Raw genomic sequence first — 21169 nt, 5'->3', positions numbered from 1 at the left:
GTGGCGCAATGACGCTCGCGTGCCTGGGCGCGTACCTCAGCCGCGCTGGGCGGCGGCCTCGCGCAGCAGGGCGAGCTCCTCGTACATGACCTCGCCCGGGCACTCCGTCGCCAGCCAGTCCCGGTGGCCGCTGATCTCGTCGACCTCCTTCTGCGTGCCGTTGATCGGGTTCGTGTACGTCACGGTCGCCCGCGGGTCGACGCCGTGGAGCCGCACCAGGACCCGGACCAGGCTGGTGAGCGAGCTCCTGGCGGCGTCCGTCGGCCCCTGCTCCATCAGATTGCCGAGCAGCGCGATGCCGAGGTTGCCGGAGTTGAATCCGCCGGTGTGGAAGGCGGTCACCAAGTTGCCGTCGGCGTCGTGCGCGGGCAGGCCCTCCTCGCCGGAGTAGCGGCCTTCGTAGATGGTGCCCGCCTCGTCGATGAGGAAGTGGTAGCCGATGTCACCCCAGTCGTTGGCGATGGCGTGGAGCTCGTAGATCGCGCGGACGGTGGCGGCCGGGTCCGGGTCGGCGTTGACCCCGGCGGTGTGGTGCACGCTGATGGTCTGGAACGGGTAGTACGCCGTCGGTGTGTTCTCCGTGCCGTCCGGCTTGAAACGCAGCGACTCGTCCGCGCCCCAGGCCGGCCGCGACAGATAGGCCAGGCCCCGCACCCGGGTCGTGTCGGTGGGGACGGCCACCTTCCGCGCCGGACCGCGCGTGGTGTCGAGGGCCAGCGAGCGCAGGGCGGTGGAGCCCTCGGGCGCCTTGAGCTCGTAGCCGGAGGCCTCGTCGGCGGGGACGAGCAGCGCGCCGCCGTTCGCGTCCGAGCAGCCGCTCGTGCTGAGCGCGCTCCACTCGCCCTGCTCGCCGTCGGCGTCGCGCAGCCGGATGGCGCCGCCGGTGGCCTTGGACGTGCCCTCCCATCGGACGCCCACATAGCCGATGGGGAAGGCGGCCTCGACGGGAGCCTCACCGGTGGCCGCCTTGGCCCGGGTCTCGGGGAAGGTCTCGGTGGTGGTGCCGGGCTTCGTGGCGGGCGTATCGGTGGACGCGGTTTCCCCGTCGTCCGTCGCGGCCATCACCGTCGGCGTGATCACCGCACCTGCGACGACCGCGCCCGCGGCGCCGATCAGGGAGCGCCGGGCGACCTTGGACTCTGCCCGGTGCTGGGGTGACGTGGGCGGAACTGTCACGGTGGTTCCTCAATCATCGGTAGACGTACGAAGGGACTGACCCCAGGGGCCACAACAGCCCCTCAAGTCCGTCTCATCCGAAGACTAGACCGAGCGGGTTCGCCGGCGGATGGCCGGTCCACAGGGGCGATGAGTTCCACCGTGCTTGCCAGTCTGTATCCCCGACACGCGATCAATCGCACTCAAGGAGATCATCATGACCGCCGCCTACACCTTCGACGTCTTCTCCAGCCTCGACGGCTTCGGTGCCGCCGGCGGCGACTGGACCGGATACTGGGGCAAGCAGGGCCCCGAACTCCTGGACCACCGCCTCGGCCTGTACGGCGAGGAGCAGCGGATGGTCTTCGGGGCCAACACCTATCGGGTGTTCGCGGGGATGCTGGCCGCGAGCACCGAGGAGTCCGAGGTACGTGACCCATGGGTCACCCGGATGGTGAACCTGCCGGCGACGGTGGTGTCGACCACTCTGGAGGGATCCCTCGACTGGCCGGACGCGGACCTCGTGAGCGGCGACGCCGTCGACGTCGTCGCGAGGCTCAAGGAGGAGTCCGACGTACCGCTGCGCTCGCACGGCAGCCTCTCGATGAACCGGGCGCTGATGGCAGCCGGCCTGGTCGACCGCGTCCAGGTGACGCTCTTCCCGGTGATCACCGGTCGGACCGGGCTGGACGCGATCTTCCAGGGGGCGGCCGACTTCGATCTCGAACTGATCGAGCACCGGACGCTCGACAGTCACGTCCAGGAACTGGTCTACCGGCCCACCCTGCATGCCTGACCCGTTGACGCGCCCAGGGTCTGTCGCACCGCTCGCTGAACGCCCCCGATTCGACGGGGCGTCCAGCGAGGCCGTTCGCCTGGCCGCGCGCCGGCGCGGACCAGGCGCCCGCCAGAGGGCGCCCGCCCGTCACCTGCCGGGCCGGTACCTCCGCTCGACATGGCCCCTGAGGTCGTCGGGATAGAAGTAGACGGGCCGCAGATCCCCGCTCGCGTAGCGCTCGGCCTGGTCGTCGAAGTGCGGCGAGTCGGGGTGCCCGCTGACCCCTCCCGCCGTCACCGCCCAGGCGCGCAGTCGCGGCCCGAACTCCACCACCGCCACGAAACTGTTGCCGCTGGTGCCGTAGTAACGCTTCGTTCCCGGGTACGCCCTGGCTCCGAACGAGGCGAGGGAGCCCCATCGCGAGGAGGCGAAGGGCACCGGGATACTCGGCTTGGCGTCGCTGAACTCCTGCACGATCGCACCGTCGTTGCGCTGGTAGCGGTTGATCTCGCCCCACGGCACCTGCCAGCCGCCGAAGTCCCGCCGCAGCCGGTTCGTCGCGGTCTCCAGTGCCCCGAGCCGCTGCGCGTCCGTGGCGCGGTCGGCGATGTAGTCCCAGCCCGACACCCCGGCCGCTGCCGCCGCCTGGGACGTGAGAGCCCATATGTCCTCACCCCAGAAGACGGCCACCGATGTCGCCGTCGACTTCGCGGACCAGCGGTGGTTCCACTCACGGAGCAGGCCGATCGGACCGGCCAGCTTCTCCTTCCGTGCGTCGTGCCGAGGCAGTTGGTCCCAGGCGGCGACCAGCCCCGGCAACAGACGCGCGAAGGCGCTGAGATACGGATCGAACGCCGCCTCGATCAGCGTCCGCGGGGTGAAGTCGTCGCGCGCGGTCAGTACGCGGATCGCCTGCGGACCGCGCGGATTCTCGCCGACCCGGTCGAAGTAGCGCGGATAGTCGGCCGCGTCGGGACTGTCCGCGCCGGCCGCGGTCCAGGGCCAGTTGTTGGTGTTGAACGCCCAGCCGTTCTTCGGGTTCACCGCCTGGGGCATGCTGTCCAGGCTGTGCGTGCCCCGCCAGTCGGTCGCGGGATCACTCCCGTCGACCGGCTTGAGATAGTTGAACCGGTCGTCTCTCACCGGCATGAACTGCGGCATCAGGAAGGCGATGCCGCCCTTCGAGTCCGCGAAGAGTGTGTTGTTCGAGCTGTTCGCCTTCAGTCCCGCGACCTTCAGATACTGCTTGTAGTCGCGCGTCGTGGTGCGCAGGAAGCTCTGGGTCAGGGCCTCGACGGGCCTGTTCATCAGCGCGCAGGCGATCCACTTGCCGTCCGCCTCGCGCACGATCGGGCCATGATGCGTGGCAAGTGCGGTGAAGCGGCGCTCCTGCTGACCGCCCTCCGGGGTACGGAAGGACAAGGTGACCGTCTTCGAGGTGACGGGGCGCAGTTCGTCGCCGTAACGGTAGGAACGCGTACCGTCGGAGCCCGTCACGATCGTCTCGGCGAACTCGTCGATGTTGTCGACGCCGCTCGTCGTGTGCATCCAGCCCGTGTGCGCGTTGAAGCCCTGGTAGATGAAGAACTGCCCCCAGGTGGCAGCGCCGTAGACATTGAGCCCCTCGCGGCTCGTCACATGCTGCTCCGCACGGAAGAAGAAGCTGGTGTGCGGGTTGATCAGCAGCAGCGCGTGGCCGTCGCGCGTGTGGCTCGGCGCGACGGCGATGCCGTTCGACCCCGTGGGTTCACGCAGCACCAGCCCGCGCTCCTCGTCGGTGATCGGCACGTCCCGCCCGCTGTAGAAGGCTTCGAGCTGGGAGAGCATCACCGACTCGATGTCGCCGCCGATGCTGCCCTCGGAGAAGCTCAGCGGCATCCACGGCTCGAACCGGTCGAGCACCCGTGGACGCACCTCGGGGTGCGTCGCGAGGTAGTAGTTGAGTCCGCCCGCCCACGCCTGCATCAGCGCGCGCAGCCACGCCGGACACTTGGCGTAGTCCTTCTTCAGCTCCTCGGGATCGAGGAACAGCCGCTGACGCAGGTCCTGCCAGATCACGCTCTCGCCCTCGGCCTCGGCGAGACGGCCAAGGGCGACGAGGTAGTTCTGCTCGACGCGGTTGAAGTCGTCCTCGGCCTGGGCGTACATCATCCCGAACACCGCGTCGGCATCGGTCTCGCCCACGACATGCGCGACGCCCCAGTCGTCCCGCGTGATCGTCACCCGGGCGGCGTGCCGGCGCCAGCGGGCCTCCTCGGCCGAAGACGACGCCGGTCCCGCGAACGCCGTGCCGGAGGGTATCCCCGCCGCCACGGCCAGCCCGGCCGCTCCGCCGAGGACGGTGCGTCGGCTCGGCCCGAAGTTCTGCGGATGGCTCATGAGCGGCTCCTTCTTCGTTCGAGAATCAGGGATCGTGCGGCTTCACGCGGGCGGTCGCGGCCGGCGCCTTCGAGCCGGGTACCCCCGGACCTCACACTGGAGTTCGGGTGATCACCTACGCGGACAGTCCTACCCAGGAAGCAGCGCCCTGGCAAGAACCTCGCCCCGGCGCTCACCGCCGGCAGGACGAGCGACAGTCCTCTGAAACAAATGCGTTGCCCGGCGCGATCGTTCGGGCCGATGATCGTGGGATGGTCCCAACTCCACCCGACGGCCGCGCCGGTATCGACGCGGCCCTGGTGAAACGTCTGATCGCCGCGCAGTTCCCCCGGTGGAGCGGGCTGCCCGTGATCCCCGTGGAGGTCGACGGGTGGGACAACAGGACCTACCGGCTCGGCGACGGCATGACGGTCCGGCTGCCCACCGCCGCCGGCTATGTTCCCGCCGTCGCCAAGGAGAACCGGTGGCTGCCCAGGCTGGCACCCTCACTGCCCGTGGCGGTGCCGACCGTGCTCGGCCAGGGCGTTCCCGGTGAGGGCTATCCCTTCCCCTGGTCGGTGCGCGGCTGGCTGAGCGGCGAGACGGCGCGGCGTGAGCGCATCGGGGACATGTCCCGATTCGCCGTCGAGGTGGCCGAGTTCCTGCTGGCCCTCCAGCGCTGCGACACCGACGACGGTCCGGTCGCGGGCGAGCACAGCTTCTACCGCGGGGCGCCGCCCGCCCACTACGACGAGGAGACGCGCCGCTGCCTGGCCGCGCTCAAGGGCCGGGTGGACACCGACCGGGCCGCCGCCGTGTGGGAGTCCGCGCTCGCCGCCGAGTGGCGGGGAGCCCCCGTGTGGTTCCACGGCGACATCGCCCTCGGCAATCTGCTGGTCGCGGACGGGAGGCTGACCGCCGTCATCGACTTCGGTACGGCGGGGGTCGGGGATCCCGCCTGTGACCTGGTGATCGCGTGGGGGATGTTCTCCGGCGCCGACCGGGCGGCGTTCCGGCGGGCGGTCGGTCAGGACGACGGCACCTGGGCACGCGCCCGTGGATGGGCGCTGTGGAAGTCGTTGCTGGTCCTGTCCGAGACCATCGACACGGACGAGGAACTGGCCGCCCTCAACCGGTATGTGGTCGGTGAAGTCCTCGCGGACCACGACCAGTTCGCCCGCCCCTGACAGCGGCGCCGCGTGACGACGGCCGCACCCCGAACGCGGGGCACGGCCGTCCGGCTCACTTCGTGGACCGACCTCTCAGGCGCAGTACTGCGACTCCTTGCCGATGGACCGGTACATGCAGTCGGCGTTCTCCAGCAGTTGCAGGACCGCGTCGCGGTTGCGGCTCGTCTCCCGCTCGATCACCTCGTCGGGCGGGTAGAAGCCGCCGCCGCCTGAACTCCCCGGGTACATCTCGAAGGTGTACGCGAAGATCTTCTGGTTGCCCCACAGCCAGTCGTCGATCGACCCGTCCGTGATGTACAGGTCGCTTGCCTGCTCCGCGGTGTAACCGTTGCTCGCCGCCATCTTCCCGCCGACGGCGGCGAAGGCGTTCCGGTCGTCCAGCGTCATACCGGGAGCCGTGTCGGACCTCGTGTAGCCGTACGGCCACAGCACCAGTTCGCTGTACGTGTGGAAGTCGATGGCCGCCTTGAGCTGCTGCCTGCCGCCGACGACCCGGCTGCGCGCGAAGTCCCCGACCACCTTGACCTCGGGGGCGGACTCGGCGCGCGGGCCCCGGTACGTCTCGGAGCCGGGGCTGGTCGAGGAGCCGCCGCAGCAGCCCCACTGGAAGGCCCAGTTGCGGTTGAGGTCCGTGCCGATCGCGGAGGAGCCGGAGTTGGGCTGCCGGTTCTTGCGCCAGCTGCGGTACGAACCGGTGGCGATGTCGTACTCGCCGCCGTCCGGGTTGACGTCCGGGACGATCCAGATCTCGCGGTTGTTCACGGCGTTGGTGACCCGTGAGTCGGTGCCGTAGGTGTTACCCAGTTCACGGATCAGATACAGCGCCATCTCGACGGTGAGATGCTCGCGGGCGTGCTGGTGGTGCGTGAAGAGCACCTCGGGCTCGTTCTCGTCCGTCGCCACGTTGTCGCTGATCTTGACCGCGATGATGTCCCGGCCCTCGTAGCTCTTGCCGATGACACGTTTGCTGATCAGGTTCGGGTGGGCGGCGATCCGCTGGTTGATCTCGGTGTTCATCTCGGCGTAGTTGTGATAGCGCGAGTCGGCCGAGGGGAAGTCGAACGGCTCCGCGGCCTTGCCGTTCGTCCTCGCGGGCGGCGCGGGCAGCATGGTGAGCCGGTGGCCGAGTTCCCGCAGCCGCTTCGCCTGGGAGTCGGTGGCGCTGACGACCGTCGAGCGCGCGCCCGCCTCGTCCACCGACACGCCGGTGGCGGCGAGGGCGGTACGAGCCGCGACGTCGGCGGCGCCCGGGATCTCGTACTGCCGGATCCGCTCCTCGGCGTCGGTTCCGGGCCCTGGCGCGGCCTTCGCGGACGGTGCCGGGGGCGCGGCCTCGGCCGTGAACGGGACGGCCACGGCGAGGGCCAGCATGACCGCGAGGGCAGCCGCCTTCGATCTGCTCTCGCGTATGCGAAGTCGCATGTTGTCTCCTGGATGGGGGTGTGGGGGGTTCGGCCGCGCCGGGTGGAGTGCGGGCGGACAGGCCCTGTTCACCGGACAGGACCTGGTTGTTCGCGCACATCGTGACGGGATGGCATGGCCCGGTCAAGTGACGAAGTTCGGCCATCCACGTCGACACCCGCGCCCGGTTCGGGCCGTGGCGTGCCGCCCCCGACCGCCCAGCGGTTCAGCCGTTCAGGACGATCCGGCCGACGCGCGAGCAAGCCGCCCTACCCGACGCGTACCCGCTCCACGACGGCCGTCGCCGGCGCCACCTCCGGGGTGGGCGTCGGGGCCCGCCCCGTGAAGTGGTCCCGGCCCCGGACCGATTCGAAATCCGGGCGCTCGGCGGACCAACTCCCCTCAGCGGGTGAGCGCGAGGACCGGGCGCAGGCCCGCCGGGCGCTCCTCCACCGGCAGATGGTCCACGAAGTGGACGGCGCAGCCCAGTTCGGCCGCCCCGCCGTCCGCCTCCCGGTCGTCCCCGACCATCAGCACGTCGCGCGGATCCTGCCCGAGGGCCTCGCACGCCGCGCCGAAGAGCCGCGGGTCGGGCTTCTGGATGCCGTGCTCGTACGACAGCACATAGGTGTCCACAAAGTCGTCGACGCAGTGCGCGCGAAAGACCGGACGCAGGTCCCAGCCGATGTTGCTGATGACACCGACGCCGATGCCCTCACGCTTCAGGGTGCCGAGCACCTCCGCGGTGTCCGCGTACGGCCGCCAGGCGTCCGGCGTCCGGTGGCGTTCGTAGAGCGCGTCGTAAAGCCGGGGGTCGGGGAGCGCCACCTGCCGGGCGAGGCCGGTGTACGCGGCCCTGTGCCGCTCGGCGCTCTCGTCGCGCGTGGCCCACAGCCCGGCCAGATCCGGTGGCAGCTGCTGCGGCGACGACCCGCCGGGCAGAGCGCCCGCGACGGCCAGCTGCACCGCGTACCGCCGGACCTCGTCGGGCGGCACCGGAACACTCAACTCGTCGAGTACGGCACGGAGCCAGGAGCCGGCCGATTCGATGCGGAACAGAGTCCCTGAGAAGTCGAAAAGCACACCCTTGATCTTCATGGACCCGATCCTTGCCGGGTCACCGCCACCGGGACAAGGCCCGTCCTTCGTACGTGGCGACCGACAGGGCCACCAGACACGCCCCGAACAGCCAGCCGCCCACCACGTCCGAACTCCAGTGCACGCCCAACCAGACGCGATTGAACCCGGAGCCGAGCACCGACACGATTCCCACCACCAGCGCGACCCACCACAGCGGGCCGCTCAGGCCGTGCTGCCGCAGCAGCCACAGGAGTATCCCGACGGTGACGGTGGCGGTCATCGCGTGGCCCGAGGGGAAAGCCGCGTAGTGCGCCGAGTCGAGCGGGTCCGGCCATGTGGGGCGCTCACGCCCGACGGCGGCCTTCACGCCCTGCGAGACCAGGGCGCCCACCAGAGAGGTCAGTGCGACCCAACAGGCAAGGAAGCGCGAGCCGCTGAACCAGAGGAGGAAGAAGGCGACGGCCGTCAGGAGGCGCATCGTCCAGGGGTCCCACACCCAGTCGGTGAGAATCCGGTTCGCGTGGGTGAGACCCGGGTCGGCCACCGCCCACCGGTGCAGATCCACGGAGATGGTCCGGTCGAGGGAGAACAGCGGAGCCCATTCGGCGGCGACCAGGGCCAGCAGCACCAGGGAGGCCACGCCCAGCACCACGGCGAGACGGGCGGCGGTCACACCTCTCGACGGTATGGGCGGTGACGGCGAGTCCGACCGTGACGGCGGGGGCACCGCGGGGGATTGCATGGGCTGATCCTTACTGACGACGGCCCCGCAAAACTATCCCAGCGCGCGCAGGGCCGGAACGAAGGCGACGACGAGCGGAACCGCGGGCACCAGCGCGGCCGCCGCCGTCAGCCGCAGCCGGCGGCCCGCCGTGAGCCGGGGGAGAGGCGTCAGCAGCCGGTCCACCCGGCGCGGCAGTTCGGTGTCGGGCGTGGGGCAGGGCCCGAACACCCCCCGGTCCTCGTTCAGTTCGACCAGGGCGAGCGCGATCGTCAGCCGGCCGAAACGGCGCGAGGCGACATCGTCGGCGGCCAGCTCGACCAGGCGGTGCATCTCGGCCTGGAAGGCGGCGAAGACTGGCACCTGCGGGAAGCCGTTGGCGAGCGCCGACGAGCAGTGCAGCAGCCAGTCGTGCCGGGCGCGGGCATGGCCCTGCTCGTGGGCCAGTACGGCATCGAGCTGGCGGCCCTTGAGCCGCCGCAGGGCGGCCGTGGTGATGACGAGCTGCGGCGCTGCGCCCGGCAGCCACCAGGCGCCCGGACGCTCTCCCTCAAGGACGACCAGCGGGCCGCCGCCGGACTCCTCGCCGGGCAACAGCGGTGAGCGGACGAGCAGTTCGGTACGGCGCTGCTTGCGGCGCCCGCGCGCCCGGTGGATCTCGCGCGTGAGCATCGCGCCCGTCCACACTCCGCCGGCCGCCAGGAGCACGGCGAGCGCCGCGGACCAGGGCCGGTGCGTGCCGAGCGCGTACGCCTCGACGACCCCGCTCGGGGCCGGGGCGAAGACATGTCCCCGTACGGCCAGCCACGCCGCCGCGGCGCTGAAGGTCATGGCGAGGGCGAAGCAGAGCAGCACGGCCGCGACCACGCACTGCCAGACCCAGAGGGCCACCACCGGCTCGCGCTCGTGCCATGCGGTGCGGGCCAGCAGTCGCGGGGCGACCACAGCGGCCAGCGCACCGAGCGTCAGCAGCACGAGGGAGACCATCATGGGCGTCAGTTTATGAGTGCGGCGCCGCTCACGGGGACGGCCGCGGGCGGCAAGTGACGCAGGACACGGTCGGTGTACCGGGTGTGCCGGGCGTCAGAGCGTGAGCAGCATCGCCAGCATCGCGATGCCCATGGAGAGCCGGCAGGCCAGGGTGAGCTCGGGCCGGGTGTCCTCTGCCGCGGCCACCGTGTCCGTCGCCACGCGCGTCGCCGTTCCACCGACGGCTCCACCGATGACCTCGCCGACCGCCGGGGGCGCCGGCCCGCCGGTCTCCGGAACGGCCGGGGCCGCGTGCTCCGGAGCGGTCACGCTCCGCAACGGGAGAAGCCGCGCGCCCGTCCAGAGCACGAATCCCGCGTAGTAGATCAGCAGCACGCCCGTGGCCAGGGGTGTGCCGCCCGCCTGGTGCCCGGCGTGCGTGGGGCCCGGGAGCAGGGCCATCGCCACCGACATGTAGACCATGGCGAGCATCCCCACGAGATGGTGCAGATGGTGCGTGGCCGCCCGTGCCGGGCCCAGGGCGCGCAGCGCGGCGACCCCGAACACCGTCGCGTACAGCAGCCAGACCCAGCGCGGCGGGCTGATCACCGCGGCCGGCACGGCCATCGCCGCCATCCCGAACCCCATCAGGGCCTCGCCGCCCGCCGTGCCCCGTCCCGTGCCCCCGCCACCCCGCAATCTGAGCAGACAGTAGGTCCCGGCCGCCGCGCAGAGCGCCACGACCAGCCAGCCGGCGGTCGCCGGTCCGTGCACCGCGCACCTCCCCCTCGCCATGCTGCGGCGATGTCCACACAAACGGTGTCAACGGTGAAATGCCCCAGTCGTTCGAGGCGCAAGCGAGCGCAGAGAGACACGGGGGGAGCGCACCGGGGGCCACGGCCACCGATCAAGGGGCGTGGAAACCACGTGCTTTTCGCATTCCACTGGAAACGGAAAACGTAAAGAAAATAGGCTGACACATCTCTTTGAATTGGTCTGGACAAAGCCTCCGCGCGGACCTTGTGGTAACCCTCCGAACGCGGTTACTTTGCAATGGTGCGCCACGGAGGCGGGCGGGCTGCCGCCGCCTGCAATTCCCCCCACCCCCGTGGATCCGCGTATTTCCAGGCAGATTTCTAGTGGGAGGAAATACTCCGTGAGTATTTCAAGACGTGCCGTCATCGCGTCGGCGCTGGCCGGCACAGCAGCGGCCGGTGGTGTCCTCGGCAGCCAGCAGGCGAGCGCCGCGCCCGAGCCGCGAGGCAGGGCACAGGCGGCACCCGCCGCGAGTCCCCCGGGCGACGTGGTCGGCAAAATCAGCGTCGGGTATCAGGGCTGGTTCGCCTGCAAGGGCGACGGTTCCCCCATCGACAGCTGGTGGCACTGGAGCCAGAACGCCGGACAGCCGCCCTCGCTCGGCAATACGACCATCAAGTCATGGCCGGATGTGCGGGAGTACACCCGTACTTTCCCCACCGCGTATCCGAATCTGAACAATGGCCAGCCGGCCTCGCTGTTCTCCTCGCACGACCAGCAGACCGTCGACACCCACTTCCGGTGGATGCGTGAGAACAACTGCGACACCGCCGCGCTCCAGCGGTTCAATCCCATGGGCGGCGAAGGCCCGATCCGCGACGCGATGGCACGCAAGGTGCGCCAGTCGGCCGAGGCGAACGGCCGGAAGTTCTACATCATGTACGACGTCACCGACTGGCGGGCCATGCAGTCGGAGATCAAGCAGGACTGGACCAACAAGATGAAGGCGTACACGTCCTCCGGCGCGTACGCCAAGCAGAACGGCAAGCCCGTCGTCTGTATCTGGGGCTTCGGCTTCGCCGACGACAAGCGCCCGTTCGCACCCCCGGAGTGCCTGGACGTCATCAACTGGTTCAAGGGGCAGGGCTGTTACGTCATCGGCGGTGTGCCCACGCACTGGCGCAACGGCAACAGCGACTCCCGGCCCGGCTTCTCGGGTGTGTACCACGCGTTCAACATGATCTCGCCGTGGATGGTCGGGCGGATGGGCACCGTCGCCCAGGCCGACCAGTTCTACCGGGACGTCAACACCCCGGACCAGGCGGACTGCGACGCCAGCGGCATCGACTACCAGCCCTGTGTGATGCCCGGAGACCTCCAGTCCAGGCACCGCGCGCACGGCGACTTCATGTGGCGGCAGTTCTACAACATGTGCCGGCTCAACGTCGCGGGGATCTACATCTCCATGTTCGACGAGTACAACGAGGGCAACCAGATCGCCAAGACCGCGGAGAACGGCTCGCAGGTGCCGTCCGGGTCCGGCATCTGGGCTCTCGACGAGGACGGCACGGCGTGCTCGTCGGACTACTACCTCCGGCTCACCGGTGACGGCGGCCGGATGCTCAAGAAGCAGATCGGGCTCACCGCGACCCGGCCCACGCCGCCGAGGTAGCGGGCCCGCCGGACCGGACGGAGCCGGCCCGTCCGGTGAGCGTTCCGTCCGGTGATCGACCGGAGCAGCCGTGCGGGCCGCCGGGATCCTCCCCGGCGGCCCGCACGCGGTCAGCTTCTGCGCGGTCAGCTTCTGCGCGGTCAGCCCGTACGCGGTCAGCTCGTGGGCAGATGCCGCGCCCGCGTCTCCCGCCCGCGCAGCCTCGGAGTAAAGGTCGCGTGGAAGATCGTGGAGGCCGCTCCCACGGCGGCGGCCCCCGCGCTCAGCACCGACGGCTCCACCTCGACCCGGCGCAGCCGGCGGGCGGTCGGGAACTCGTTGACCGTACGGGCGATCTCGGAGAGGTAGAAGTCGGCGACGTCGTCCGTGAAGAACGGCCCGCCGAGGACGATCAGATCGATGTCCAGCAGGTCGGTCAGGCCCAGCGCGCCCCGCCCGACCGCCCGTGCCACCTCAAGCACGGCCGCTGTCGCCGCCCGGTCGCCCGCGGCCGCCGCCCGGCCCACCGCCAGATACGCGGCGGTGCTCCCGCTCGCCGTGGCCGCCGGGCGCAGACCGCCGCGCGCGGCCAGGTCGGGCACGGACACCGGCGGATTGCACTCGGGCAGGATCTCCGGACGGCCGTCCTCGTCCACCCGGCCCAGGGCGATCGCGCAGAGCTGGCCGAACTCTCCCGCGTTCGAGCTGACACCCCGGTAGATGTCGCCGTTCAGATAGAGGCCGGTGCCCACGCCCGTACCGAGATAGAGATACGCGAAGTCCCTGGCCCGGCGGTCACGGCCGATCCAGCGCTCGCCGGCGGCCGCCGCCGTCGAGTCCTTCTCCATGATGACCGGGCACGGGAAGTGGTCCTTGAGGAGATACAGCAGCGGAAGATCGCCCCAGGCCGACATCAGGGGCGGGCCCAGCACCGTCCCGGACGCGATGTCCACCGGGCCGGGCACCGCGACCCCGATGCCGAGGAATCCCTCGGGCCGTACGGCCCCGCTCGCCTCGGCCAGCGTCCGGCGGCCCAGCGCCGCCACGCGCTCCACGAACTCGGCCGGGTCGGTGTCCGCGCTCACGGACCGGGTGCGGGTGCAGACGATCGCCCCGTCGAGGTCGATCACGACCGCCGTGAGCAGTTCGGGATCGATATGGATCCCGAGCGCGTGCGCGGCGGCTCCGCGCAGCCGGACCGGCGTACGCGGCTTGCCCGACGTGGCGCGCAGTTGCGCGTCCTCGATCAGGATGCCCCGGTCGAGCAGGGACCGGGCGATACGGGACACCGACTGCTGGGTGAGGCCGGTGCGGTGGGCGATCTCGCCGCGCGTGATGGTGCCGGAGAGCCGGACGGTCTCGATGACCACGCACTCGTTGAACGACCCCAGGTCGATCTGGTTGACGCCGCTCCAGGTGTGACCGCGCGCGGAGCTGTCCGCTGTCTCCTCGGCCCCGAGATGGCCCGCGACGTTCTCGCGCAGCCAGCGCACGGTGTGCTGCGGGTCGGCGGCGTCCCCCGCGGCGTACCGCTCCAGTTCGGCGGCCAGATCGAGATAGACGCGCCGTGAGGACTCCGGATGACTGGTGCTGTCGAGAGCGATCATGGCCCGCAGGAAGGTGCGCCAGGTGGACCGCGCCGGAATGTGATGGCGCGTCACCGGCGCCCGTACGTCAGGTGGTTGGGGCACCTCGGTGGCGGGCGCGGGATCCTCCCCGGGCGCGGCGTCCCAGAGGGCGATCGCGTGCAGGGCGAGGTCCGGATGACGCCGGCTCGCCTGGGCGAGATAGCCGGCCAGCGCCCGGTCGGACGCGACGACGTCCGCGCGGCGCGGGGAGCCGCGCCCCGGTCCGTCGGACGCGTTCGGCCCGGACACCGGCGCCCCGTTCGGCTCCGGATCCGGGCCGTGGTCGGACCCGGCTGCGCGTTCGGCGCCGGTCGCCGGGCCGGAACCGGGTCGCGGCGTGGACGCCAGCGCCGCGTCCAGTGACCGGTCGAGGCCCGCCAGGACGTCCGCGCCGATCACCGTGCCCGCGGTGGCCGGGGTGCTCGGCACGAGCCGGGTCCCGGCCAGCAGGACTCCGCGCAGCCCGTCCACGTACAGGCCCATGACCCACACGTCGGCGCCGGGCAGGATCGGCCGGGTCGGCACGGACGGCGCCACCGGCTCGTCGGGGACCAGGCGCCAGCGGCGGCGGATACCGGCGACCGTGGCGTGCGAGAGGCCCAACTCCCTTGCCACCGCCCGCGAAGCGCCGCTGCCGCCGGGGGCGAGCAGCGTACGGGTGACGACCTCGGCCTCGTCGACCGTGGCGGGTCTGCCGGTGCGCGGCCGGTGTTCGAGGCCGTCGATGCCCGCGCTCGTCCAGCGCTGCCGCCAACTGCCCACGGTCTGCCGCGACACCCCGAGCCTCCGCGAGATCTCCGCGTCGCGCAGCCCGTCGGCCGCCAGCAGCACGACACCGGCGCGAGTGGCGAGCGGACCGCCCTCGTCGGCCCAGCGGCGCAGGACGGCGCGGAGTTCGGGGGAGAGCGTGCCGTCGCCGGGTTCGGCCGGTCGGGTGTCAGACACCCGGGCCTCCCTGCGGGCCGTCCCCGCGGACCAGCCGCAGGGTCAGGATCTGGAAGGGCCGCAGCGTCAGCGCCACCGAACGGCCGCTGTGCGCGAGGACGCCGAGCGTGTCCTCCAGGAGGTCCGTCTCGCGCACGGCGCCGACCGGGAAACCCGCCGTCAGAGTCGTACGGGCCCGGCCGCCGCGCGACTCGTACAGCCGGACGACGACATCGCCCGACCGGTCGTCGGCGAGCTTCACCGCCTCCACCACGACGTCCGGACCGGCCACGGACACCAGCGGCTCCGACTCCGCGGCTCCCGCCGCCGGGCCCGGCCGCAGCGGGAGGTTGAGCGCGTACCCCTCGGAGATCGCGTCGGCCACGTCGGCGCCGGGCCGCAGCGTGTGCCGGAAGCTCTGCGGCCCCCGGTCGGCGTGCGGGTCGGGGCCGCGCGCGGCGCGCAGCAGCGAGAGGCCGACGAGCGTGGTGGTACCGGCGTCCGCCCGGGTGTGGCGCGACACGTCGTAGCCGTACGTCGCGTCGGACGCGAGCGCCACGCCCCAGCCGTGCTCGCCCACATGGATCCAGCGGTGCGCCCAATGCTCGTAACGGACCGCGTCCCAGCTGGTGTTCTGGTGGGTCGGGCGCTCGACATGGCCGTACTGGATCTCGCCGCGGCAGTTCTCGGCATGGACGTCCAGCGGCCAGACGGCCTTGAGGAGCGTGTCCTGTTCCCGCCAGTCGACATCGGTGTCGATGGTCAGGGCGCGGCTGCCGGCCGTCAGGGTCAGCCGCTGTGTGATGGTCGACCTGCCGGTGCCCCGCTCCACCCGTACCCGCGCCAACAGCGGTCCGCGGTCGGTCACTTCGACCGACGACGCCGAGTCGAGATCACGCCGGGCGGAGCCGCCCGTGGCGCCGTGGGCGGTGTCGCCGTGCGGTGCGTCGAGGGCCGACGCGCTCCAGCGCGCCGGGTCGTCCCGGCGCAGCTGGAGCAGATTGCCCGCGCCGCCGGGCGCGAGGGCCTCGCGGTCCGCCGTCAGGTCGAGTACGGAGCGTACGAGCCCCGCCGGGTCGATGTGGATTCGCAGCAGCCCGTTGTCCAGCAGATGCCCGCCGCCCCGCTCTTCGCCGGCGGCGGTGACCGTCACCGGTGCCGTGGCGCCGAGAGGCAGCCCGGCCGTGCCCCGGCCGAGCGCGGGAGCCTCGGCCAGCACGGCGAGCCGCCCGCCGGACAGCGGCTGGCCCGCGTCCACCGCGCCCGTCAGCCGGTCCCGGTCGAGCACGACCACCTCGCGGCGGGCGCGCGGACCGGCGTTGAGGACCGTGGCCCCGTCCGGGCCGCCGGCCGAGCGCCGGATCAGGGCCTGGAGTCTGCGGTGGACCTCGCGGTACGTCTGCTCGGCCTCCTCGTGCACCCAGGCGATCGCGCCGCCCGGCAGGATGTCCCGGCTCTGGAGGAGCAGGACACGCTTCCACAGGGCGTCCAACTCGTCGTACGGGTACGGCACCCCGTCCCGTACGGCGGCCGTCGCCGACCACAACTCGGCCTCGCGCAGCAGGGATTCACTCCGCCGGTTGCCACGCTTGGCGCGGGCCTGGCTGGTGTACGCGCCGTGGTGCGTCTGCGCGTACAGCTCGCCGCGCCACACCGGGGCATGCGGGTACTCGGCGAGCGCGTCCCGGAAGAAGTGGGCGGGGTGCTGGATCTCGACCCGCGGCGAACCCTCCAAGTCGGCCAGCCGGCGTGCGCGTTCCAGCGTCTCGCGGGTGGGTCCCGAACCCTCGTGGTCCGCCTCCCGGTCATCCTGCCCTCCGCCGAAGGGCATCAGCGAACGCCTGCCGCCGCCCTTCTCCGCGTACGCGGTGACCGCGTCGGCCAACTCGGGCCCCGTGAGCGCCGTGTGCCCCGGACCGGCCGGCGGGCAGTGCGTGAAGATCCGGCTGCCGTCGACTCCCTCCCACCAGAAGGTGTGGTGCGGAAGGGAGTTGGCGTCGTCAGCGGCGAGCGTGTGGCCGAGCGCCCAGCGCGCCCCCGCGAGCGCGGCGAGCTGGGGGACGGCGGCGGTCATGCCGCCCGGGCCGGGCAGCCAGACGCCGCCCGCGTCCAGGCCGAGCTCTTCCCGGTAGAAACGCCGGCCGTGCGTGAACTGCCGGGCCAGCGACTCCCCGCCGGGCAGATTCGGGTCCGGCTCCACCCACATGCCGCCCACCGGGACCCAGTTGCCCCGCGCCACGGCCTTGCGGATCCGCTCGAAGACGTGCGGGTGCTGGTCCTTCATCCAGGCGTGCTGCTGCGCGGACGAGGCGGCGAACACCAGCTCCGGGTACTCCTCGGCGAGCGCGGCCATGCTGCTGAAGGCGCGGGCGCTCGCCCGTACGCTCTCGCGCATCGGCCGCAGCCGGGCGGATCCCGTGGCCGCGTGCGCGACGGCGGCGACGGTGTGCGCGGACTCGTGCGCGCGGCGGGCCAGGACCGGCGCGAGGACGTCCCGTGCGCCGGCGGCCGTCCCCGGGATGTCACGGGGGTCGACGGCGTCGACGGCGCGGTCCAGTGCCCGCAGGATCTCGTGGCGGCGCGGCAGCCCGACGGGGAGCGCTCGCATCAGACTCTCCAGGACATCGATGTCATGGATGAGCTGCCAGATGTTCTCGTCCCGTACGGCGAGGTCCGCGCGGAGCAATCGGTGAAGAGGCTCGTCGCCGGCGGTGACCGGGTCGCCGAAGTGCGCCCCGGCGCCGGTGGCCGCGTCGATGGCCGGATTGGCCGCGGCCTCGACGAGCAGCCGTACGGACTCGCCGCCCCGCGCCTGGGCCGCGACGGTCACGGTGCCGTTGTGCGCGTGCAGGCCCTGGAGCGGGGTGCCGTGCTCGTCGTGGACGAGCCCCTCGGCCCGGTCGCCGCCGAGGTCGATGACCGCCTCCACCCGGCGGCCCGCCCACCGCTCGGGCACGTCGGCGGCGAAGCGGAACCAACTGGTGGACCAGGGGCCGCCGCCCCACGTCTCGCCGACGACGAACGGTGAGTACCCCGCGCGGAGCGCCACGTCGACGGGGACCGGCTCGCCCGGGATGTGCCAGGCCCCGACCTCCATGGGAAGCCGCCCGGTGTGGAGCGCGGGGCGCAGCCGACGGTCGAGGAAATGGGCTATGCGCGCCTCTCCGGACTTCGTTCGGTCATGCATGGGCGGCCCTTCCTGTCCTGCTGATGACCGCCATGTAAAACCAAGAGTGTTATCAAGTCAACGCCTGTCCCGATTACTTCTGTGTTCCTGGTGGTGAGGGCCTTGCGATTGAATTGTCAGTCGAATTCCCGCCCGGAAAGTTCTGCTCCTGGACATTAAGTGCCCTGACAATTCGAGCGGCGGACGATGGCAGCCGACAAGGACGGCGAAGGACCGCGAAGGGCGGAGAAGGAAGGGGAGCGGCGGTGAAGAACGGCAGGAAGGCCGCCGCCTTCCTGCCGTCCGTGTGAGGGATCCCGCGCCGGGGCGGCCTTTACGGCCGTACGGCCTCGGGCCTCGCGCAATCGGTGCGCACCGGCAGCCAGACACCCTGGCGGGCCGCGTCGAGCAGCGTCAGCATCACGTCGAGGACATGGCGGGCGAGTTCGCCGGACGCCCGGTGCGGTCGGTCCTCGGCGAGCGCGGCCGCCAGATCGGCGAGACCGGTCCCGCGCCCGGCGTCCCGGTAGCCGCCCGACACCGGAAGCCGCTCCCACTCGCCGCCGGCCCGGTGCAACTCGACGGGACCGTCGAAGCCGTTGGGGTCGGGGACGGAGAGCGAGCCCTCGGTGCCGTGCACCTCGATGCGCGGCAGCCGCGCGGCGTGGATGTCGAAGCTCATGACCAGCGTCGTGAGCGCACCGCCCGTGTGTTCCAGGAGCCCGGTGACATGGGTGTCCACCTCGGAGTCGAAGCGCTCGCCGGCGCGTGGTCCGCTCCCGATGGTCCGCTCGGCGCGCGGCATGGAGGCGGCTCCGGTGACCCGGTTGACGGGCCCGAGCAGATGGACGAGGGCGGAGAGATAGTAGGGGCCCATGTCGAGCAGTGGCCCGCCGCCGTCCCGGTAGTAGAACTCGGGGGCGGGATGCCAGCGTTCATGCCCCGGTGTGGTCATGAACGCTGTCGCCGCGACAGGGGCGCCGATGAGCCCGTCGTCGACCGCCCCGCGCGCGGTCTGAACCCCCGTACCGAGCACGGTGTCGGGAGCGCAGCCGACCCGCAGCCCGCGCCCGGCCGCCGAGGCGAGCAGCCCCTCGGCCTCTTCGCGGGTCATGGCCAGCGGCTTCTCGCCGTACACATGCTTCCCCGCGTCGAGCGCGGCGCGCGCCACCTCCGCGTGTACGGCGGGCAGGGTCAGATTCAGTACGGCGTCGACGTCGGGGCGCGCGACCAGTTCGGCGACCGAGGCGGCGACGGCGACGCCCGGTGTCCGCGCGGCGACGGCCTCGGCGCGCTCCGCGTCCAGGTCGGTCACGGCGGTGAGCCGGACGCCGTCCAGCCGTTCCAGCGTCCTCAGATACTCGCCGCTGATCTTTCCCGCGCCGACCATGCCGACCCTCAGCGGCTCGCCCACAGCAGCCCCCTCTCGGTCAGCGTCCGTACCTCGGGCACGTCGAAGTCGTCAGGCTTGTGGCCGATCGTGGAGACGAACACGCGTCCCGTGGCGCGGGTCCTGGTCCACACGGCGGGCATGGTGACCGGCCGTGACCGGGTCTCGTCCGCCTCGAACCCGATCGTCGCGAGAACGTCGATCAGGGGGTCGGTGGCCGTCCAGTAGCGCTCGGTGTGGACGTCGAAGTCGGCCAGACCGGTGACGATCGGATGGTCCGCCCGCTCCGGCACGACCCGCACCCTGTGGTCGGAGAAGCCCGGCGGATGCATCAGGAACTGGCCGCCGGTGAGGAGTTGGTAGTTCACGTCGCCGCGGAAGGAGTCGACGATCCCGCCGTGCCAGCCGGCGAAACCCGTGCCGGCGTGGACCGCCGCGGTGAGCCCCGCGCACTGCTCCTCGCTGATCTCGCCCATGGACCAGCACTGGACGACGAGGTCGGTGGCGGCGAGGAGTTCGGCGTCGGTGTAGACGTCCAGGGTGTCGGCCGTCTCGACCGCGAAACCGTTGTCGTCGAGGAAGGGCAGGAAGAGATCGGTGATCTTGACGGGCTGGTGGCCCTCCCAGCCGCCGCGGACGATCAGCGCGCGCCGGGAGCCGGGGGTGGTCGGCGGGCCCGAGGTGATGGCTGTCATGGTCGTTGCACGCTCCCGTCGGTGTTGCGCAGCAAGGCCCAGCGGTCGTGTTCCAGTGGCTCGGGCACCGGATACCGGCGTGCCGCCACCTCGTCGAAGTCGACCCCGTGACCGGGCGTCTCATGCGGGGACAGGGCGCCGTCGTTCGCCACGACGGTACCCGGGAAGACGTCGAGAACGGCAGGCTTGAATACCGCCGCTTCCTGTACGCCGAAGGCGTGGCTGCTGATGTTCATGGCGAGGGTGGCGGCCTGGGCGACGGGGCTGACGTCGGCCGGGCCGTGCGGCGCGAGCCGTACGCCACGCAACTCGCAGTAGACGGCGAGCTTGCGGGCCGGGGTGAGACCGCCGAGGGTGGGGACCCGGATCCGGGCGAAGTCGATGGCGGGGCCGTCGAGCAGCGGCAGGAACTGGCCCACGTCATGGAAGAGTTCACCCACGGCGAGGGGTACGGGGGAGCCGGCGCGCAGCGCGGCGAAGTGGCTCGCGTCCTCGGGGGCGAGCAGATCCTCCACGAAGTAGAGCCCGGCGTCCTCGACCCGGCGCAGGAAGTCCCGGGCCTGCCGGGGGTCGAGGCGTTCGTGCACGTCGTGCAGCAACTCGACCTCGTCGCCGACCCGGGTCCGTACGGCGGTCAGGACGCGCGGCACGGTCCGTACGTACGCGGCGGAGTCCCACGGCACCGAGCGGGTGCGCAGCGCGCGGGCGTCGGCGGAGGCCGCGGCGCCGGTGCCGTAGGTGTCGGAGCCGGGCACGGACGCCTGGACGCGGACATGCCGGTAGCCGCGCTCGCGCGCCGCCACGACCTTGTCGGCGATCTCGTCGGCGTCGGCGCCGCTCACATGGGTGTAGGCCTCGGCGTGGGTACGGACCCGCCCGCCGAACAGTGAGTACAGGGGTGCTCCCAGGCGCTTGGCCTTGAGGTCCCACAGGGCGACGTCGATCCCGCCGAGTGCGTTGCCGGTGACCGAACCACCGCGCCAGTAGGCGCTGTTGAGCAGCAGCCGGTGGATGTCCTCGATGTCGTCGGGGTCGCGCCCGACGAGCATCGGGCCCAGGTAGTCGTCGAGCACGGACCGTACGGCGAGGGTGCGTTGCGGGTCGCTCGCGCAGCCGAGGCCATACAGCCCCGGCTCGTTGGTCTCGACGCGGACGACGAGATGGGGGCAGCCGTGCGGTGCGGTGAGAAAGGTGGAGACGGCCGTGATGCGGATCTTCGCACCGCGGTCCTCGACCCAGGGAGCGGGGGCGAGGATGTCGGAGCGGGCATCAGGCTGAGCCATACGAACTCCATCGTACAGATAGCA

At 71.7% G+C, this 21169-nt stretch carries 15 protein-coding genes; 3 read left to right on the top strand and 12 right to left on the bottom strand.

Annotation, left to right across the window (positions count from 1 at the left end; genetic code table 11):
* Positions 1-36: 36 nt before the first annotated feature.
* Positions 37-1176, bottom strand: a complete 1140-nt coding sequence (locus tag IEY79_RS30145; protein WP_189110805.1) for a peptidoglycan recognition protein family protein — start codon at positions 1174-1176, stop codon at positions 37-39.
* A 196-nt stretch (positions 1177-1372) separates the two neighbouring features.
* Between IEY79_RS30145 and IEY79_RS30140 the strand changes: the two genes are divergently transcribed.
* A complete protein-coding gene (locus tag IEY79_RS30140; RefSeq protein ID WP_189110804.1) occupies positions 1373-1951 on the top strand; it encodes a dihydrofolate reductase family protein in 579 nt (192 codons plus the stop codon).
* 129 nt (positions 1952-2080) lie between these two features.
* Here IEY79_RS30140 and IEY79_RS30135 read toward each other — a convergent pair whose 3' ends face one another.
* A complete protein-coding gene (locus IEY79_RS30135) occupies positions 2081-4312 on the bottom strand; it encodes a penicillin acylase family protein (RefSeq protein ID WP_189110803.1) in 2232 nt (743 codons plus the stop codon).
* Positions 4313-4563: 251 nt separating this feature from the next.
* On the opposite strand from IEY79_RS30135, the gene IEY79_RS30130 reads away from it, so the two are divergent.
* Entirely contained in the window at positions 4564-5478 is a 915-nt protein-coding gene (locus IEY79_RS30130; protein WP_189110802.1) for an aminoglycoside phosphotransferase family protein, read from the top strand.
* A 75-nt stretch (positions 5479-5553) separates the two neighbouring features.
* Here the strand turns inward: IEY79_RS30130 and IEY79_RS30125 are convergent, their stop codons facing one another.
* The 5 genes from IEY79_RS30125 to IEY79_RS30105 all read right to left on the bottom strand — a co-directional run bounded on the left by IEY79_RS30125 (position 5554) and on the right by IEY79_RS30105 (position 10426).
* A complete protein-coding gene (locus tag IEY79_RS30125; RefSeq protein ID WP_189110801.1) occupies positions 5554-6903 on the bottom strand; it encodes a M14 family metallopeptidase in 1350 nt (449 codons plus the stop codon).
* Positions 6904-7284: 381 nt separating this feature from the next.
* A complete protein-coding gene (locus IEY79_RS30120) occupies positions 7285-7980 on the bottom strand; it encodes an HAD family hydrolase (protein WP_189110800.1) in 696 nt (231 codons plus the stop codon).
* A 19-nt stretch (positions 7981-7999) separates the two neighbouring features.
* Positions 8000-8704: a phosphatase PAP2 family protein gene (locus IEY79_RS30115; RefSeq protein WP_189110799.1), complete on the bottom strand. Its 705-nt coding sequence runs from the start codon at positions 8702-8704 to the stop codon at positions 8000-8002.
* Positions 8705-8737: 33 nt separating this feature from the next.
* Positions 8738-9673: a M56 family metallopeptidase gene (locus tag IEY79_RS30110; protein ID WP_189110798.1), complete on the bottom strand. Its 936-nt coding sequence runs from the start codon at positions 9671-9673 to the stop codon at positions 8738-8740.
* A gap of 93 nt (positions 9674-9766) precedes the next feature.
* Positions 9767-10426 carry a DUF5134 domain-containing protein gene (locus IEY79_RS30105; RefSeq protein ID WP_189110797.1) on the bottom strand — a complete coding sequence of 220 codons (660 nt, stop codon included), beginning with the start codon at positions 10424-10426 and terminating at the stop codon, positions 9767-9769.
* A gap of 382 nt (positions 10427-10808) precedes the next feature.
* On the opposite strand from IEY79_RS30105, the gene IEY79_RS30100 reads away from it, so the two are divergent.
* Positions 10809-12080: a glycoside hydrolase family 99 protein gene (locus tag IEY79_RS30100; protein ID WP_189110796.1), complete on the top strand. Its 1272-nt coding sequence runs from the start codon at positions 10809-10811 to the stop codon at positions 12078-12080.
* A 155-nt stretch (positions 12081-12235) separates the two neighbouring features.
* Here IEY79_RS30100 and IEY79_RS30095 read toward each other — a convergent pair whose 3' ends face one another.
* The 5 genes from IEY79_RS30095 to IEY79_RS30075 all read right to left on the bottom strand — a co-directional run bounded on the left by IEY79_RS30095 (position 12236) and on the right by IEY79_RS30075 (position 21145).
* Positions 12236-14632, bottom strand: coding sequence for an ROK family protein (locus tag IEY79_RS30095; RefSeq protein ID WP_189110795.1), 2397 nt, complete (start codon positions 14630-14632; stop codon positions 12236-12238).
* Positions 14625-17798, bottom strand: a complete 3174-nt coding sequence (locus IEY79_RS30090; RefSeq protein ID WP_189110794.1) for an alpha-mannosidase — start codon at positions 17796-17798, stop codon at positions 14625-14627. Before IEY79_RS30090 ends, IEY79_RS30095 begins: the two co-directional genes overlap by 8 nt.
* A 313-nt stretch (positions 17799-18111) precedes the next feature.
* Positions 18112-19191, bottom strand: coding sequence for a Gfo/Idh/MocA family protein (locus IEY79_RS30085; protein ID WP_189110793.1), 1080 nt, complete (start codon positions 19189-19191; stop codon positions 18112-18114).
* Entirely contained in the window at positions 19176-19862 is a 687-nt protein-coding gene (locus IEY79_RS30080; RefSeq protein WP_189110792.1) for a ThuA domain-containing protein, read from the bottom strand. The genes IEY79_RS30085 and IEY79_RS30080 overlap by 16 nt, the downstream gene beginning before the upstream one ends.
* Complete coding sequence (locus IEY79_RS30075; protein ID WP_189110791.1) at positions 19859-21145, bottom strand: enolase C-terminal domain-like protein; 1287 nt, start codon at positions 21143-21145, stop codon at positions 19859-19861. Before IEY79_RS30075 ends, IEY79_RS30080 begins: the two co-directional genes overlap by 4 nt.
* Positions 21146-21169: the final 24 nt, after the last annotated feature.

The sequence above is a fragment of the Streptomyces camponoticapitis genome, assembly GCF_014646115.1.
In the GTDB taxonomy this organism is placed as follows: Bacteria; Actinomycetota; Actinomycetes; order Streptomycetales; family Streptomycetaceae; genus Streptomyces; species Streptomyces camponoticapitis.
This window is presented reverse-complemented; position numbering and strand designations above follow the sequence as displayed.

Coding starts and splice junctions, on each gene's coding strand:
- IEY79_RS30140 (WP_189110804.1), top strand. CDS start 1,373: ATGACCGCCGCCTACACCTTCGACGTCTTCTCCAGCCTCGACGGCTTC.
- IEY79_RS30135 (WP_189110803.1), bottom strand. CDS start 4,312: ATGAGCCATCCGCAGAACTTCGGGCCGAGCCGACGCACCGTCCTCGGC.
- IEY79_RS30130 (WP_189110802.1), top strand. CDS start 4,564: ATGGTCCCAACTCCACCCGACGGCCGCGCCGGTATCGACGCGGCCCTG.
- IEY79_RS30125 (WP_189110801.1), bottom strand. CDS start 6,903: ATGCGACTTCGCATACGCGAGAGCAGATCGAAGGCGGCTGCCCTCGCG.
- IEY79_RS30120 (WP_189110800.1), bottom strand. CDS start 7,980: ATGAAGATCAAGGGTGTGCTTTTCGACTTCTCAGGGACTCTGTTCCGC.
- IEY79_RS30115 (WP_189110799.1), bottom strand. CDS start 8,704: ATGCAATCCCCCGCGGTGCCCCCGCCGTCACGGTCGGACTCGCCGTCA.
- IEY79_RS30110 (WP_189110798.1), bottom strand. CDS start 9,673: ATGATGGTCTCCCTCGTGCTGCTGACGCTCGGTGCGCTGGCCGCTGTG.
- IEY79_RS30090 (WP_189110794.1), bottom strand. CDS start 17,798: ATGCATGACCGAACGAAGTCCGGAGAGGCGCGCATAGCCCATTTCCTC.
- IEY79_RS30080 (WP_189110792.1), bottom strand. CDS start 19,862: ATGACAGCCATCACCTCGGGCCCGCCGACCACCCCCGGCTCCCGGCGC.
- IEY79_RS30075 (WP_189110791.1), bottom strand. CDS start 21,145: ATGGCTCAGCCTGATGCCCGCTCCGACATCCTCGCCCCCGCTCCCTGG.